Origin of the sequence: Rhodophyticola sp. CCM32, from assembly GCF_004751985.1 — a bacterium.
Taxonomy (GTDB): domain Bacteria; phylum Pseudomonadota; class Alphaproteobacteria; order Rhodobacterales; family Rhodobacteraceae; genus Rhodophyticola.
Genome location: NZ_CP038492.1, coordinates 1116177 through 1132982, shown reverse-complemented (window position 1 = coordinate 1132982; position 16806 = coordinate 1116177). Strand labels below are relative to the sequence as shown.

9 protein-coding genes and 1 pseudogene are annotated in these 16806 nt (G+C 62.7%); 4 read left to right on the top strand and 6 right to left on the bottom strand.

Features of this window, described 5'->3' with window-relative positions:
• Positions 1–269: 269 nt before the first annotated feature.
• Positions 270–1807, bottom strand: a pseudogene (locus E2K80_RS05530) (trimethylamine methyltransferase family protein).
• 174 nt (positions 1808–1981) lie between these two features.
• Here E2K80_RS05530 and guaA point away from each other — a divergent pair.
• The gene (guaA, locus tag E2K80_RS05525; protein WP_135373508.1) at positions 1982–3556 is read left to right on the top strand and encodes a glutamine-hydrolyzing GMP synthase; all 1575 of its coding nucleotides are present in this window, start codon (positions 1982–1984) and stop codon (positions 3554–3556) included.
• Between the two features lie 439 nt (positions 3557–3995).
• On the opposite strand, the gene E2K80_RS05520 is transcribed toward guaA, so the two are convergent.
• Entirely contained in the window at positions 3996–5333 is a 1338-nt protein-coding gene (locus tag E2K80_RS05520) for an outer membrane protein assembly factor BamB family protein (protein WP_238475667.1), read from the bottom strand.
• 50 nt (positions 5334–5383) lie between these two features.
• Complete coding sequence (locus E2K80_RS05515; protein ID WP_135373506.1) at positions 5384–6145, bottom strand: tetratricopeptide repeat protein; 762 nt, start codon at positions 6143–6145, stop codon at positions 5384–5386.
• Positions 6146–6429: 284 nt separating this feature from the next.
• Between E2K80_RS05515 and E2K80_RS05510 the strand changes: the two genes are divergently transcribed.
• Together E2K80_RS05510 and E2K80_RS05505 are read left to right on the top strand one after the other, a co-directional pair.
• Positions 6430–7689 (top strand): efflux RND transporter periplasmic adaptor subunit, encoded by a 1260-nt coding sequence (locus E2K80_RS05510; protein ID WP_135373504.1) that lies wholly within the window; start codon positions 6430–6432, stop codon positions 7687–7689.
• Positions 7686–11549 (top strand): efflux RND transporter permease subunit, encoded by a 3864-nt coding sequence (locus E2K80_RS05505; RefSeq protein WP_135373502.1) that lies wholly within the window; start codon positions 7686–7688, stop codon positions 11547–11549. The genes E2K80_RS05510 and E2K80_RS05505 overlap by 4 nt, the downstream gene beginning before the upstream one ends.
• Before the next feature lie 243 nt (positions 11550–11792).
• Here the strand turns inward: E2K80_RS05505 and E2K80_RS05500 are convergent, their stop codons facing one another.
• Positions 11793–13625, bottom strand: coding sequence for an ABCB family ABC transporter ATP-binding protein/permease (locus E2K80_RS05500; protein ID WP_135373500.1), 1833 nt, complete (start codon positions 13623–13625; stop codon positions 11793–11795).
• A 369-nt stretch (positions 13626–13994) separates the two neighbouring features.
• Positions 13995–15257 carry a LysM peptidoglycan-binding domain-containing protein gene (locus E2K80_RS05495; RefSeq protein WP_168193110.1) on the bottom strand — a complete coding sequence of 421 codons (1263 nt, stop codon included), beginning with the start codon at positions 15255–15257 and terminating at the stop codon, positions 13995–13997.
• A 129-nt stretch (positions 15258–15386) separates the two neighbouring features.
• On the opposite strand from E2K80_RS05495, the gene E2K80_RS05490 reads away from it, so the two are divergent.
• The gene (locus tag E2K80_RS05490; RefSeq protein WP_168193109.1) at positions 15387–15935 is read left to right on the top strand and encodes a TIGR00730 family Rossman fold protein; all 549 of its coding nucleotides are present in this window, start codon (positions 15387–15389) and stop codon (positions 15933–15935) included.
• On the opposite strand, the gene rarD is transcribed toward E2K80_RS05490, so the two are convergent.
• Positions 15904–16785 carry an EamA family transporter RarD gene (gene rarD / locus E2K80_RS05485; protein ID WP_135373496.1) on the bottom strand — a complete coding sequence of 294 codons (882 nt, stop codon included), beginning with the start codon at positions 16783–16785 and terminating at the stop codon, positions 15904–15906. The genes E2K80_RS05490 and rarD overlap by 32 nt on opposite strands.
• Positions 16786–16806: the final 21 nt, after the last annotated feature.

Sequence of the window (16806 nt, the reverse complement as noted above, 5' to 3'; positions counted from 1 at the left end):
CGGGCGGCGCAAATAGGGTTTCTTGCTGAGAACGGTTTTCGATGAGGATCAAACGCAAACCGCTATAAGGCGGAACGCATAGGGTTAAGCCCGATGCCGACAGGCTGAATTATCCGCAAACCCCGAGCGCCGGAATTCTCCAGAATTCCACGTGGAAAACTGGAGTTTCCACCCCTTGCCGCGCATTTGTATCCGCTTCCGCGGCTTTACAGCGCCCCGTAACCTCAGCCATGACATATCGCCAGCATTCCCGACAGCGCCAGATAGGGTCACAAGCCGCTGTCAGACAGGTCTTCCCTGCGCTTTGCGACAAAGTCTTTCAGCGCCGCATCAATATCCGGGTCGAGCATCGGCTGCTGATAGTCCGCCAGCAGCTTCTCGACCCTCTCGGCGGCCAGGGCCAGCGTATCACGCTCCCCTTCATCGACCCAGGTTTCGAACGGTTTGTAATCCAGCAGATCGCTGCGCCAGAACGCCTCTTTGAAATGGGCCTGGGTATGGGCGCAGCCCAGATAATGCCCCCCGGGCCCACTTCGCGGATCGCATCCATCGCCTGCGCCTCCTCCGACACATCCACCCCGGCGGCCAGCCTGTGCAACACGCCCAACTGATCCGCATCCATCACGAATTTCTCCGGGCTGGCGACCAGCCCGCCCTCCAGCCAGCCGCAGGCATGGAGCATGAAATTCACCCCTGACAGCAACCCGGCATTCAGCGAGTTCGCGCTTTCATAGGCCGCCTGCGCATCGGGCAGTTTCGAGCCGTTGAACGCGCCCGCAGACCGGTATGGCAGGCCAAGACGCCGGGCCAGCTGACCCGCGCCATAGGTGATCTGCGCCGCTTCCGGCGTGCCGAAGGTGGGGGCGCCGGAATTCATGTCGATCGAGGTCACGAAAGCGCCGAAAATCGCCGGGGCGCCGGGGCGGACCAACTGGCTATAGGCGACCCCGGCCATCACTTCGGCCAGAACCTGGGTCAGCGTGCCAATGACACTGACCGGCGCCATCGCACCGCCGACAATGAACGGCGAGATGATGCAGGCCTGCCCGGCGGCGGCATAGACCTCAAGCGCGCCCATCATCGTGGCATCGAAGGTGAGCGGGGAATTGATGTTGATCAGCGAGGTCAGCACCGGGGTCCGGTCAACCTGTTCCGTTCCGAACAGAATCCGGCACATCTCCACCGTATCCGCCGCGCGGGAGGGTTCCGTGACGGCCCCCATGAACGGTTTGTCTGACAAAGACATATGGGCATAGAGCATATCCAGATGCCGCGTTGTCACCGGCACATCGGTCGGTTCACAGACCGTGCCGCCGGAATGGTGCAGCCATCTGGACATATAGCCCAGTTTCACGAAGGTCTCGAAATCCGCCATCGTCGCATAGCGCCGGCCGCCGGCATTGTCGCGCACGAAGGGCGGGCCATAGACCGGGGCCAGCACCAGATTGCGGCCGCCGATATCGACATTGCGGTCTGGGTTGCGCGCGGTCTGGGTGAATTGCGCAGGTGCTGTGGCACAAAGCTTGCGGGCCAGACCTTTGGGGATGCGCACCCGTTCACCGGTTACATCCGCCCCAGCCTCGCGCCAGCGCGCCAGGGCTGCGGGGTTTTCCACAAATGCCACGCCGATCTCTTCCAGAACCGTTTCGGCATTGGCCTCGATGATCTCCAGCGCCTCGGTGCCCAGCACCTCGACATCGGGAATGTTGCGGGTGATCGTGCCCGCGGTCTCAATCTTCACGGCGCTGCGTTCCGCCCGCCGGGCCGCGCCGCCGCCACCGCGTGTTCTGCGCCTTGTCTGCCCCATGGTTCTGCCTCGCCACTCAGCCCTGATCAGCCCCAGCATATCCACAGAGCGTTTGCGGATTGGCTGAATTGCGCCTCTTCACAGGCGAATGCGACACCGGCCCTGCGAAAATCACCGGCTCCGGTCCTTCCGATCCCCTTGCGCCAGCGGCCCCTTCATCCTATGCGCAGCGTTATGAATATTGCGCCCCTCCCCCGCCATCATGAACGCCTGCTGATCATCGACTTCGGCAGCCAGGTCACGCAACTGATCGCGCGCCGCCTGCGCGAGTTGCATGTCTATTGCGAGATTCACCCCTATCAGAGCGTCACCGAGGATTTCCTTGCAGAATTCGCCCCGAAAGCGGTGATCTTTTCAGGCGGGCCGTGCAGTGTGATCGACGCAGGCTCCCCCCGGCCGCCGCAGGCCGCATTTGATCTGGGCGTGCCGATCCTTGGCATCTGCTATGGCCAGCAGGTGATGATGGAGATGTTGGGCGGCAAGGTGGAGCGGGGCCATGGCACAGCGGAGTTCGGGCGCGCCTATGTGACGCCCGGGGATGCGCGGATTGATCTGCTGAAAGGCTGGTTCCTTGACGCGAAAGAACAGGTCTGGATGAGCCATGGCGATCATGTCAGCCGCATCGCCCCGGGATTCGAGGTGTATGGCACCTCCCCCAATGCGCCCTATGCGATCACCGCTGATCTGGCGCGGAATTTCTATGCGGTGCAGTTTCACCCCGAGGTGCATCACACGCCCAATGGCAAAGCGCTCTATGAGAATTTCGTGCGGCTGGCCGGGTTTTCGGGCGACTGGACCATGGGCGCCTACCGCGAAGAGGCGATCCGCAAGATCCGGGATCAGGTGGGCGACAGGCAGGTGATCTGCGCGCTGTCCGGCGGGGTGGACAGTTCCGTCGCGGCGGTGCTGATCCATGAGGCGATCGGCGATCAGCTGACCTGCGTCTTTGTCGATCACGGATTGCTGCGCGAAAGCGAAGCCGAAGAGGTCGTGGGCATGTTCCGCGACCATTACAACCTGCCGCTGATCCACGCGGATGAAAGCGATCTGTTCCTGGGCAGGCTGGACGGGGTCAGCGACCCGGAGACCAAACGCAAGATCATCGGCGGGCTGTTCATCGACGTGTTTCAGAAATATGCCGACCGGATCGAGGGGGCGGAGTTTCTGGCCCAGGGCACGCTTTACCCCGATGTGATCGAAAGTGTCAGCTTTTCCGGCGGCCCCTCGGCCACGATCAAATCCCACCATAATGTGGGCGGATTGCCCGAAAAGATGGGTCTGAAACTGGTCGAACCCCTGCGGGAGCTGTTCAAGGATGAGGTGCGGGCGCTTGGCCATGAGCTTGGCCTGCCCGCGTCTTTCATCGGGCGCCATCCATTCCCCGGCCCCGGCCTTGCGATCCGCTGCCCCGGAGAGATCACCCGCGCCAAGCTGGATATCCTGCGCAAGGCCGATGCGGTCTATATCGACCAGATTCGCAAACACGGGCTCTATGATGACATCTGGCAGGCTTTTGTTGCCATCCTGCCGGTGCGCACCGTGGGGGTCATGGGCGACGGGCGGACCTATGATTATGCCTGTGCGCTCAGGGCGGTCACCTCGGTCGACGGGATGACAGCGGATTACTACCCGTTCACCCATGACTTTCTGGGGGAAACCGCCACGCGGATCATCAATGAAGTGCCGGGCATCAACCGGGTGACCTATGACATCACCTCGAAACCGCCGGGCACGATTGAATGGGAATGAGACCCAGGCGACCTACAGCATGCTGCCTTAAACCTGAGACATCGCGCATCACAAATACCCTGGGAACGCGAAGCGTGGCAGGGTATTTGTGAGTCAAGTTTAAGGCAGGGTGCTTTAGAGATATGATGGAGCCTTGGTTTGAGAGCTAGGGCCTGACCCTAAGGGCCCTGACGACAGAGGCCCGGCAGTCATATCCACAACAGTCAAAGACCCTCCGAAAAGGACGAACACCCTTTGCCATAAGCCGACTGGAGGCAAGCAAAGGGTGTTGCACTGGAATAACGGGCTAAAACGCCCGCTGCCATTCTCCTTACAGGAAACAATCCGCCGAAAGGTTAAGGACACCGAAAGAATACAAAAAAAACCGGGTGATCGCGATTCGGGGGTCACCGCACGGGCGTCTGGCGCGCGCCCGGGGGTAACGCCCCGCCCTCTGCCTTTAACGATAGGCGTGCAGGCGTCCATCCTGGCTGACCACGTAAAGCGTACCGCCAGCAACCGCCGGATTGGCAGCCGCGCCGCCCCGGATCGGCAGGGTTGACAGCAGCGCCCCGCTTTCCGGAGAGAAACTGCGCACCACGCCATCCCCCGAGGCGACGACCAGCCGCCCCCCGGCCAGAACCGGGCCGAAATGGGTGAAGACAGCCTTGCGACGCCGCTCACGATCCCGGACATAAAGCGGCAATTCCACGCCCCAGACCCGGTCGCCGGTTGTGACATCCACGCGCACCAGCTCGTTCCGGTCGGAGACGAAAAAGATACTGTCGCCCGCCGGCATCACCGGGGAATAGGCGCCGTCGCTTGCGGTCCATATCCGCTCACCCGAGGCCGCTTCCAGCGCCACCACACGGCCCGCCTGATTGCCCGCATAGATCACATCGCCGTCCACGACCGGATCGCCGGTGATGTCGTTGAGATCATTATAGGCCACCCCGCGCCGGGATCCGGCCACCGTGGTGCCCCAGACCCGGACCCCGGACAGGCGCAGGGAGGCCACAAGTTCCCCGGACCCGAAGGGAAAGATCACCAGCCGATCGGTGATCGCAGGCGCCGCACCGCCGGTCAGCACCGCAGCGGCGGGCGCTGCGGGCAATTGCCAGCGGATGCGGCCGTTTTCGGTGTTGATCGCCCAGGCCTGGCTGTCACGGCTGACCAGATAGACCGTGTTGTTGTCGATGGTCGGCGCGGTCAGGCCCGCCCCAAGCCGCTGCCGCCAGCGCACGGTGCCGTTTGCGACATTCAGCGCCACCAGTTCACCATAGCCGGTGGTGGCATAAAGCGTATCGCCCTCCACGGCGAGCGCCCCGCCGGAGATATTGCCGCCCCGTTCAAACCCCGGGGTCAGATCAACCGACCAGATCACCTCGCCACCGGTCGAGGTGGCCTGCAATCCGGCCACCGCATCCAGCGTGAAAATCCGGCCATCGGCCACCACGGGATCAGCGGTGATCCGGTTGCGGCGGCTGTTGCCATCGCCGATATTCACCGCCCAAAGCTCCACCGGGGTGGCGGACAGCGCCACATGATCCGGGTGGTTGCGGATATTGGCGGCACGCTGTGGCCAGTTCGCATTGGCGGTGGCAGCAGACAGGGCGATATCGCGCGGGCCTTCCTCGGGGGCGGCCTGGGCAACAATTTCACCCTCTTCATTGGGCAGACTGTCAGCCAGGGGCACGCGGGTTCCGAACCGCTGCCCTTCCAGGATCACCTCCCGGTCACATCCGGCCAGAACCAGCATAAGGCCCAGCCCAAGATATCCGATACGGAACATGCTCATATAAATCTCTGCCTTTTTGCCCGTCTTTGCCCGTCCGGCCCCCGCACCGGTCACTCGGTTGCGGTCGTTTCCGCGCCTGTGCCCGGGCTTTCGGGGGCCTCTTCCGCCTCACCCGTCGCATCGTCGCCGACCGTATCGACAGGCGCATCATCAACAGGCGCATCGACCAGTACCGCCCCGGTTTCCAGCGCCACAATCAACTGCATCGCCCGTTGTTGCAAGCCCGGCGTGGCCACAGCCTCATTCTGGACCTGACGCAAAATCTCTATCCCGGCCCCGGTCTCTCCCTGGGCAAGGCGAATATAGGCCTGCTGTTCCATTGCCAAGGCGCGATACGGGGCGCCGGGCCGGGCCAGATGGTCCATCAGCGCCAGCGCCAGTGCAGGGTCTTCAGGGGCCAGCATATGGGCGCGAAGACGTGCCAGATCGCTGTAACGCGGCGGCAGATCGGATTGATCCGCAAGACTGCGCAGACGCGCGGCAGCGGCAGCAGCCTCTTCGCCATCGGCTTCCTCCCCGGCCTGCAAAAGCGCCAGGATCAGCTGTTCCTCCGGGGTGTCCGCCGGGGCCGCGGCCAGGGCGGCCATCCGCGCTGCGGCGTCATCCGTGTCAAACGCCGCCAGCACCGCATCGCCGAAGGCTTCGGCCTGGCGGGTGGCCTGCGCGTTGCGGTATTCGTTCCAGGCCGCGCCCCCCACAAGCAGAAGGACCGCCAGCGCAGCAATCCAGCCCCATCGGCGCAGCAAGGCAAACAGCCGGTCGCGGCGGACTTCCTCGCTCACCTCATCAAGGAAACTGTCGGTATTGGCCATCTCGGTCCCTGCCCCATCTTCTGCCGTCTTTCACCGGCGCTTATTGCCCGTGATCCTCTTACCGCGAAGCGCCCGGCATTGCCAAGACCCGGGCAGACCCCTTGTTTTCCGCGCCAGGCAAGGCGAGAATGTAAGCGAAGATAACATTTCTTGCTGAACCGATCCGTTCAGTGTTGCGCGTTCCGGTTGAAAACACTAATTTGAACAGAACGGTTCAGCGTATGACACGTCACATTGTACAAAATGGATATCTGTCCGATCATAACCGGCAAGTGAGGCTTTAGATGAGAGTGTTCCCGATTGTGACCGCGGTCATTGTATGCGCGGTTCTATATCTTGTGGTTCTCGAACGCGAGACGCTGGTCGGTTTTGCCGGGCAATTCAGTGATTCCGACAGTGCGGAAACTGTGGCGGAGACATCTGCCGAGGCGGATTCCGCGCCCGCAGCGCAGCCCTCGGATACTGATACGCATATGGTTCATGTGGTCGCGCGGCGCAGCGCGGCCTCGATTGCCGGAAACTCGGTGCTTCTGCGGGGCCGGACCGAGGCATTGCGCCAGGTCGATGTACAATCTGAAACCTCCGGCCTGATCATCTCATCCCCGATCCGGGCCGGGGCTTACGTGGAAGAAGGTCAGCTGCTTTGCGAAATTGACGCCGGTACGCGCGGCGCGGCCCTGGCCGAGGCCGAGGCCCGGCTTGACGAAGCCCGCGCCCGCCTGCCCGAATCCGAGGGGCGCCTTGCAGAGGCCCGCGCCCGCCTGACTGCCGCCGAGATTGACGACAATGCCGCCACGCGCCTCAGCGAAAGCGGCTTTGCCTCGGAAACCCGCGCGGCGACAACCGCCGCAACCCTTTCCGCCGCCGAAGCCGCCATTCAATCGGCCGAAGCCGGGGTCGAGGCCGCACGCAGCGGCATCCGCTCGGCCGAGGCCGGGGTGGATCGCGCCCGGGAAGATATCGCCCAATTGCAGATCCATGCTCCGTTTGAAGGGCTGCTGGAAAGCGACACCGCCGAACTGGGCGCCCTGATGCAACCCGGCGCGCTATGCGCCACGGTGATCCAGCTTGACCCGATCAAGCTGGTCGGTTTCGTGCCCGAGGCGCAGGTGGACCGGGTTCTGGTGGGGGCTGCGGCAGGCGCACGGCTGGCCACAGGCGCCGAGGTTCAGGGTGAGGTTATTTTCCTGTCCCGTTCCGCCGATCTGCAGACCCGCACGTTCCGGGTGGAAATTTCGGTCGATAATGACGATCTGGCAATCCGTGACGGCCAGACCGCGGATATTCTGATCTCCACCGCGGGGACGCCGGCACATCTTCTGCCCTCTTCGGCACTGACGCTGAATGATGGTGGCACGCTTGGCGTACGCGTGGTCACAGATGAGAGGCTGGCGCAGTTCATGCCCGTTATCATGCTGCGCGACACGGCCCGGGGGGTGCTGGTGACCGGCCTTCCCGATCAGGTGGATGTGATCACCGTGGGTCAGGAATTCGTCACCGACGGTGTTCCCGTCGAGGTGACCTATGAGGAGTTGACCCAATGACAGGTCTTGTCGACTGGGCGGGCTCCCGCGCACGGATGGTGGTTGCCTTTGTGATCCTGTCGCTGACCGTGGGGACAGCGGCCTATATCGGCCTGCCCAAGGAGGGTGAGCCCGATATCGACATCCCCGGCCTGTTTGTGTCGGTGCCCTTCCCCGGCATTTCGGCGGAAGACAGTGAACGCCTGCTGATCCGCCCGATGGAATCGGAGTTTCAGGATCTCGATGGGCTGGTGTCGATCAACTCCACCGCCGCCGAAAACTATGGCGGTATCTTTCTGGAGTTTGAATTCGGCTGGGACAAATCCGCCACCATCGCCGATGTCCGCGATGCGATGAATGCCGCCGAAGCGAATTTCCCCGAAGGGGCGGAAAGCTTCAGCATATCAGAGATCAATTTCTCGGAATTTCCGATCATCATCGTGGCGCTTTCCGGTGAGGCACCGGAACGCACCCTGCTGCGGCTGGCCAATGAAATGCAGGACCGGCTGGAAGCCCTGTCGCCGATCCTTGAGGCCGGTCTGGCCGGGGATCGTGACGAGATGCTGGAAGTGGTCATCGACCCTCTGGCGCTTGAAGCCTATAACGTCACCGCGCGGGAGCTGATCGACGCCGTGGTCAACAACAACCAGTTGATTGCCGCCGGTGAGGTCGAAACCGCTTCAGGGGCGATCTCGGTCAAGATCCCCTCCAGTTTCGACAGCCCCGAGGATGTGTATAATCTTGCCATCTCGGTCAATGGGGACCGGGTGGTGACACTTGGCGATCTGGCCGATATCCGTCTGACATTCGAGGACCGCACCGGCACCGCCCGGTTCAACGGCGAAAACACCGTCGCGCTGCAGGTGGTCAAACGCCAGGGTTTCAACGTGATCGACACCGCCGAACTGGTCCGTGCCGAGGTTGAGGCGGTGCGCGCCTCCTGGCCGATCGAATTGCAGGATTCGGTGCGCGTGGACACCACGCTGGATCAGTCGGTGACCGTGGACGGAATGGTGCGCCAGCTGGAAGGGTCGGTTCTGACCGCCATCGCGCTGGTGATGATTGTGGTGCTGGCAGCCCTTGGCACACGCTCGGCCCTGCTGGTGGGCTTTGCAATCCCGACCTCCTTCCTGCTCTGTTTCATCCTGTTGGGGATCATGGGCATCTCGATCTCGAATATCGTGATGTTCGGGCTGATCCTGGCGGTCGGCATGCTGGTCGACGGGGCGATCGTGGTGGTGGAATATGCCGATAAACGCCTGCGGGCGGGGGCTCGCCCGATGCAGGCCTATACGGATGCGGCGAAACGGATGTTCTGGCCGATCATCAGTTCGACCGCGACAACGCTTTGCGCCTTCCTGCCGATGCTGTTCTGGCCCGGTGTGCCGGGCGAATTCATGGGCATGCTGCCGGTCACTCTGATCTTCGTGCTGTCCGCCTCGCTGATCGTGGCGCTGATCTATCTGCCGGTTCTGGGCGGGGTTGCCGCGCGCTTCACCCGGGTCGTGGAACGCGGCACCGATATGGTCAAACGCCTGATCCCGATTTACTGGCTGCGCCTGATCCTGACCCTGGCCGTGGGCTATGGCATGTTCATGGCCGCGATGATCACCATTAATCCCGGCATCCTGATCCCGCAGGGGCCGGATGCCTCACCAATCCTGGCCATGCTGCCCGGCGCGATTATGTTCATCCTGGCATCGGCACTGATGTCGGTCCTGTTGGGCTCGGTCCAGATGCAAAAGGCGCCGCGCAAATTGCAGGCCGGGTATCGCCGCACCCCCTTTGGCTGGTTCATTCATGCGATTGTCGGCAACCCGGTGATGCCGCTGGTTGTGATCGGTTTTGTCGGGGCCTTCGTGGTCAGCGTGTTCATGTATTTCGGACAGAACAGCAATGGCGTGGAATTCTTTGTTGAGACCGAACCGGAAAACGCCGTGGTCTATGTCCGCGCCCGCGGCAACCTGTCGGTCACCGAAATGGATGCTCTGGTGGCCCAGGTCGAAGAGATCGTGCTGGCCGCCGACGGGGTGCGCGATGTGTTCGCCTTTGCCGGGGATGGCGGGCTGAACAACAATACCGGTGGCGCCGCCACCCCAAGTGACACGATCGGCCAGGTGCAGATGGATCTGGAACCCTGGGGGCAGCGCGACGATGGCAATCTGATCCTCAACCGGCTTCAGGCCGAACTGGATGCGATCCCGGGGATCGAAACCGAGATCTTCGAACAGGCCCAGGGCCCGGCAGAGGGCAAACCTGTCAACCTGCGCCTGTCCGGCGACAATTGGGATGAGTTGAGGGAAGCCACACATATCGCCCGGACCCATTTCGAGGGCCTGCCCGGGCTGACACTGGTCGAAGACACCCTGCCCCTGCCCGGCATCGACTGGCAGATCAATGTGGATGTGGAGGCCGCGGGACGCTATGGCGCATCGGTGTCCACCGTGGGCGCCATGGTGCAACTGGTCACCCGTGGCATTCTGCTGGATACAATGCGGGTGCCGACCTCGGATGAAGAAATCGACATCCGCGTCCGCTTCCCCGATGAGGCCCGGGTGCTGTCGACACTGGACACGCTGAAAGTGCGCACCGCCGGCGGGCTGGTGCCATTGTCGAACTTCGTGACCTATGAACCGACACCGCAATTGGCGACGATCCAGCGGGTGGATCAAAGCCGGGTGTTCGACGTGAAGGCCGATGTGCTCCCCGATCTTGTTCGGGTGACCAGCGCGGAGGGCGCCGATCTGGGCTTTCTGCAAATGCGTCCCGAGGGTCAAAGCGGCGCAATCACCGGCCCCGATGGCATCGGCTATACGGTCTTTCAGCTGGAAGAGGCTGCGGATTCGGATCAGATCGCCGACGGGGTGGAAGACGGCACGCTGTCCCTGATCCCGGTCAATGCCAATGAACGTATCGGCGTCATCACCAGCTGGATCGAAAGCGAAAATCCGTTCCCCGCCTCGGTCGGTTGGGAATGGGGCGGCGATCAGGAAGACCAGCAGGAAAGCCAGGCCTTCCTGGGTCAGGCCTTTCTGGGCGCGCTTGGGCTGATGTTCATCATCCTGCTGGCGCAGTTCAATTCGGTCTATAACTCGGTTCTGGTGCTGCTGGCGGTGGTTCTGTCAACCACCGGCGTGCTGATCGGGATGCTGGTGATGGATCAGACCTTCTCGATCATCATGACCGGCACCGGGATCGTGGCGCTGGCCGGGATTGTGGTGAACAACAACATTGTTCTGATCGACACCTATCAGGAATACAGCCGCTATATGCCGCGGATCGAGGCGATCACCCGCACGGCAGAGGCCCGGATCCGGCCCGTGCTGCTGACCACGATCACCACCATGGCCGGTCTGGCACCGATGATGTACGGGATCAGCCTCGATTTCGGGTCGGGTGGCTATACCATCGACAGCCCCACAGCGCTCTGGTGGAAACAACTGGCCACCGCCGTGGTTTTCGGCCTCGGCCTTGCCACGGTCCTGACCCTGGTGATGACGCCGTCCCTGCTGGCGTTGCGCATATGGTCGGGCACGATTGTGACATGGATCGCGCGGGGCCTTGGCCGGCTTGGCGCCCGGGCGATGAGCCGTCGGGCCCGCGACTGGTCATTGGCGCGCGCCGCCAACCGCACCCGCAACCCGGTGATCCTCTGGGAAGAGGACCTGCCCCCGCAGCCGGTTGAAGACAGCCCCGCCGCAGAACCAGTGGCAGAACCGGTGACAGAGCCCGTCGAAGACCCGGTTACGGAAGACCCCGCCCCGGAGGCGCCCGCTGAGACCGCCCCGGCGGAAACCGCGACAGAGCCCCCCAGTCCGACCGACCCGGATGACGACCCCGAAAGAAAAACCCCGCGCCCGCCCCTGCGCGCCGCTGAATAAAGCGGTTTGCGTTTTCATTGACACAGCCTGTACCGGACTTCGCGCGGTCAGGTCCCGTATAGGGTCCTTCCCCTTCTTCTTGTCCCAAATACGCCCGCCGGAGGCGTCCCGGGCCTGCCACAGCAAAAAACCCGCATTACCACCCCATTCCGTGCCACAAACTCGCGGCAGCGCGGGGTAAGGAGGGCTCCCGGCACGGGGGCCTGACGCGGCCCGCCGCCCCTCTCACAGGCCGTCACAGGCTCAGACCGCATCCTCTTCGGCCATCTGCCGGTGCCACATGGCCGCATACCGCCCGCCAAGCGTCACCAGCACCTCATGGGTGCCCTGCTCCACAATCTCACCTTGTTCCAGCACGATGATCTGATCGGCCTCAACCACGGTCGATAACCGATGGGCGATGGTGATGACAGAACGCCCCTGCCCCATCATTTTCAACTCTTCCTGAATATCCCGCTCAGTCTCGGTATCAAGCGCCGAGGTCGCTTCATCCAGCAGCAGGATCGGCGGGTTCTTCAGCAGGGTCCGGGCGATCCCCACCCGTTGCTTTTCCCCGCCTGAAAGCTTCAGGCCCCGTTCCCCCACAGCGGTTTCATACCCATCCGGCAGGGCCTCGATAAAACCATGGATTTTCGCCGCCCGCGCCGCTGCTTCAATCTCGGCAAAACCGGCCTCGGGCCGTCCATAGGCGATGTTGTAGCGGATTGTGTCGTTGAACAACACGGTATCCTGAGGCACCACGCCGATCAGGGCATGCAGGCTGCTCTGGGTGACCTCGCGCAGATCCTGCCCGTCGATGCGGATCGCCCCGGCCTCCACATCATAAAACCGGAACAAAAGCCGCCCGATCGTGGATTTGCCTGAACCCGACGGGCCGACCAGAGCGATCGTTTCCCCCGGCCCCACGCGAAAGGACACGCCTTTCAAAATCGGGCGCGCCGCGTCATAGCCAAAGATCACATCCTCGAACACCACCTCGCCCTCGGTGCAGACCAGATCCGGCGCCCCGGGCCGGTCCTTGACCTCGGCGGGCTGTTCCAGAAGGTCGAACATCTCGCCCATATCGACCAGGCTCTGACGGATCTCGCGATAGACCGTGCCCAGAAAATTCAGCGGCATGGTGATCTGGATCATATAGGCGTTGACCATGACGAAATCGCCCACGGTCAGGCTGCCATTCTGTACCCCAAATGCGGCCATCACCATCACAATCACCAGCCCGGTGGTGATGATCAGGGATTGGCCGAAATTCAGCGCCGCCAGCGAATAGGAGGTCTTGAGCGCGGCGGTCTCATAGCCTTCCATCGCACCATCATACCGCACCGCCTCACGGTCCTCGGCCCCGAAATATTTCACGGTCTCGAAATTCAGCAGACTGTCGATGGCCTTCTGGTTGGCATCCGTATCCTGATCATTCATCTGCTTGCGGATCTTCACCCGCCATTCGGTGACCTTGAAGGTGAACCAGATATAGATGGCGATGGTGACGGCCAGCACCAGCAGATAGGCGATGTCGAACACCACCGCCAGAATGATCCCGGTCAGCAACAGCTCAAGGATCAGCGGGCCCACCGAAAACAGCAGGAACCGCAGCAGGAAATCGACGCCTTTCACACCGCGCTCAATGATCCGGCTGAGGCCCCCGGTCTTGCGGGTGATGTGATAGCGCAGGCTGAGCGCATGGATATGTTCAAAGGTCTCCAGCGCCAGTTGCCGCAACGCCCGCTGGCCCACTTTCGCAAAGGCCACGTCGCGCAATTGCTGAAACCCCACATTCGCCGCCCGCGCCATGCCATAGGCGATGGTCACACCCACCGCACCGAACATCAGCAGCCAGGCGGCAGAGCCATCGCTGTCGCCCGCCAGCCCGTCAACGGCGGCCTTGTAGAGAAAAGGCGTGAACACCGCGATCAGCTTGGCCACCACCAGCATGGCCAACGCCAGCACCACGCGCCGTTTCACCCAGGTTTGCCCCTCCGGCCAGAGATAGGGGGAAACCTTGCGGATCGTGCGCCACCCGCTCCGCCGTTCGCGGGTTTCGGCAGTGTCACCTGGTATCGGAAACTCGGTCGGCATCGGCTGGCGCATATCCTGCTGGCGGCTCTGAACGATGACCCTAAAACGTTTCGGGTAAAAGCTGAATCGAAAAAAGCCGCCTCTTTAGAAAAGCTGCCTCTCGCACATCGTCCAGTTAATCTGAAACGCAGATGGATTACGCTGAGGGCCGCGTCTGAGCCGAGGGGTGGGCGAGAAGCGCCCGCCCCGTGGGGTCGGGTCAGGCGCTGCCCGGCGGTGCCGCCGGGCGGAAGCATGGTACGGGGGTGGTGCGGAATTTCAGGGCGACGCTCTCACCTTTGGCTCGAACGCGTTTTCAACACCTTCTGCTTCAGCTTAAACCTGAAAAGCTATCGGCGGGCAGGCCGCAGATGACCAGATGCGACAGGATTATTCCGAGACGCTTTCAGGGATTGCAAAGACCTGACCGGGATAAATCAGATCGGGATTGCGGATCAGTTCCTGATTGGCCTCGTAAACCTGCACATAGAGCGTGCCCTCCCCCAACAGATCCCGGGCGATGCCCCAAAGGGTGAAGCCGGGCTGCACGGTCACCACCGAAATCGTCTCATCCGGTTCGGGGATCGCGGCCAGAACTGCGGGTTCCTCACGCAGGAACGGGGTTTCGACCCGGCTGATCACCTGCCCCTCAGCACCCAGCTGATCCACCCGCAGGGTATAGGTGCCGGGGTCAACCTGCGGCAGTTCCGCCTGCCATTCGCCCACCGCGTTGATCTCGGCCAGATGGATCGGCAGATTGTCCAGATAGACCCTGAGATCGGTTTCCGCCTGCCCGCGCCCGGCCAGCACAACCGCGCCCTCGGGGTTATAGGTGATGGTATCCAGCGCAATCTGATCCTGCACGACAGGGCCGTCATCCGCCGGTTGCACCACCCTGACGCCGCTGTCATCGGCAATCAGAACGGCGGGCGCCTGCGGCTCGGGCTCAGCAGGGGCCGGGTCTGCATCTGCCGTATTATCAGCAGCAGGCGCGCTAGTCTCCTGCGCCACCCCGGGGGCCACGCCCTCCTCGGTATCGGGTGCAACACCATCGGCCCGGGCGATCAATGCCTCTGCCGGTCTTTGTGTCGGGGCAATGATAACGCTTTCCCGGGAGGGTATGGTTTCACCTTCATCCAAAGCCATGGACAGGCTGAGCATCCGGGGCGCATCCGAGCTCGGCAGGGTCAGCATCGCAACAAATGCGCCGGTTTCATCCACACGGGTCGCTTCAATCCCGGCCCCGTCAAGGATCAGCGTCACCTCGGCACCCGGCTCTGCCCGGCCCGCAACGATCGTGGCACCACTGGTTTCCACCCGCACCAGGTCGATCTGCGGCGGCCGCGGCTCTGCCGCTGGCTCCGGCTCCGGCTCGGGGGCCGGGGCGACCGCAGCGGTTTCAGAGGCGGTTTCGGCCGTCGCACTCTCCGGTTCCGGGTCATCCGGGCTCACCTCGGTTTCAACCGCCACGGGCATCTCGGGCGAAGACGTATCCCCCTGTTCCGCAGAAGCGGGCATCGGGGCGGTCTCATCCTCCGGGGCGGAAAGAACCACCCAGCCAACCACGCCCAGCACCGCGACGGACGCCACCGCGCCGACGCTGATTGCCAGCGTCGCACCGCTCAGCCCGATGCCTGAAAATCCTGCGGCCATATCACCCATCCAAATCTACTCACCGGCCTGATCTGCGCATATCCTGAGATGCACACAGACCGGCTTGAGTGACTGTATCAACAGGTCTATCAGGGGGCAAAACACCACTTTGTGCAAGGGTTGCGGGATTTGTCATTCTCTGTCTGTGTCTATTGCGGCTCTCGCCCCGGGGCTGATCCGGAATATATGGCCGATGCCACCGCCCTGGGCGATGGCCTTGCCCGGGCGGGCATGCGGCTGGTTTACGGGGCGGGCGATGTGGGGCTTATGGGCGCCGTGGCCCGCGCCGCACAGGCCCAGAGCGGGGACACATTCGGGGTTATCCCCACCCATCTTCTGGCCCGCGAAATGGGCAAACGCGACCTCAACCGCCTTGTCATCACCGAGAATATGCATGAGCGCAAGAAAGTGATGTTCATGAATTCCGATGCCATCGTGGTTCTGCCCGGCGGCGCGGGATCACTGGACGAATTCTTTGAAGTGCTTACCTGGCGGCAATTGGGCCTGCATGACAAACCGATCTTTCTGATGAACACTGCGGGTTACTGGGACCCGCTGATCGCGATGATGGCCCATCTGGTGACCCAGGGCTTTGCCGAGGACAGCCTGCTGGACCTGTACCGCCCCGTCGACACCGTGCCCGCCCTTATGTCGGCGCTGGAGCTTGCGGCCGCCTGAGACTGGCCCAGGAATAGATCATCAGCGCAACCCAGATGATCGGGAAGGCGATGGCGTGCCACAGCGTCACCCTCTCCCCCAGGATCAGCACGGCCGAGCCGAATTGCAGCGTCGGGTTCAGATATTGCACCAGCCCGATGGTGGACATGGCCGCACGTTTGGCCGCGTAGGAAAACAGGATCAGCGGCAGCGCCGTCAGCGGGCCGGACAGGACCAGAAACAGGCTGGCCCACAGATCATTGCCAAAAGCCCCCTGCCCGGGCCCAAGCCAAAGCAGATAACCAAGCGCCAGCGGGCTGATCAGCAGCACCTCGCTTGTCACCGACACCACAGGCCCCGCCGCAACCCATCGTTTCAACAACCCGTACATGCCGAAGGTCACCCCCAGGGTCAGCGAAATCCAGGGGGCAACCCCCAGACCCAGGGTCAGGATTGTCACTGCCAGCGCCGCCAGCCCCACAGCGGCCAGTTGCGCCTTGCCCAGTTTCTCTTTCAGAACCACGGCCCCGATCAGCACGGCAACCAGCGGAAAGATGTAATATCCAAGTGCGGATTCCACCGTCCGGCCCACCTGTATCGAAAAGATGAACAGAAACCAGTTGGCCGAAATCATCATCGCGGCCACAAAGACCAGCAGCAGAACCCGCCTACCTGAGAGCGCCGGGCGCAGGTCCCGCAGCCGCCCCTGCCCGGCCAGAGCCAGCCCGAACACGATCACCGACCACAGCGTGCGATGGGCCAGAACCTCCAGCGGCGGCACATCCGACAAAAGCTTGTAGAAAATCGGCGACAGACCCCAGATCGTGCAGGCTCCGATCATCGCCAGAACGCCTTTCACAGGCTCAGTCATCTTGCTCCCCTGCCTCTCTGC

Coding starts and splice junctions, on each gene's coding strand:
- guaA (WP_135373508.1), top strand. CDS start 1,982: ATGAATATTGCGCCCCTCCCCCGCCATCATGAACGCCTGCTGATCATC.
- E2K80_RS05520 (WP_238475667.1), bottom strand. CDS start 5,333: ATGAGCATGTTCCGTATCGGATATCTTGGGCTGGGCCTTATGCTGGTT.
- E2K80_RS05515 (WP_135373506.1), bottom strand. CDS start 6,145: ATGGCCAATACCGACAGTTTCCTTGATGAGGTGAGCGAGGAAGTCCGC.
- E2K80_RS05510 (WP_135373504.1), top strand. CDS start 6,430: ATGAGAGTGTTCCCGATTGTGACCGCGGTCATTGTATGCGCGGTTCTA.
- E2K80_RS05505 (WP_135373502.1), top strand. CDS start 7,686: ATGACAGGTCTTGTCGACTGGGCGGGCTCCCGCGCACGGATGGTGGTT.
- E2K80_RS05500 (WP_135373500.1), bottom strand. CDS start 13,625: ATGCCGACCGAGTTTCCGATACCAGGTGACACTGCCGAAACCCGCGAA.
- E2K80_RS05495 (WP_168193110.1), bottom strand. CDS start 15,257: ATGGCCGCAGGATTTTCAGGCATCGGGCTGAGCGGTGCGACGCTGGCA.
- rarD (WP_135373496.1), bottom strand. CDS start 16,785: ATGACTGAGCCTGTGAAAGGCGTTCTGGCGATGATCGGAGCCTGCACG.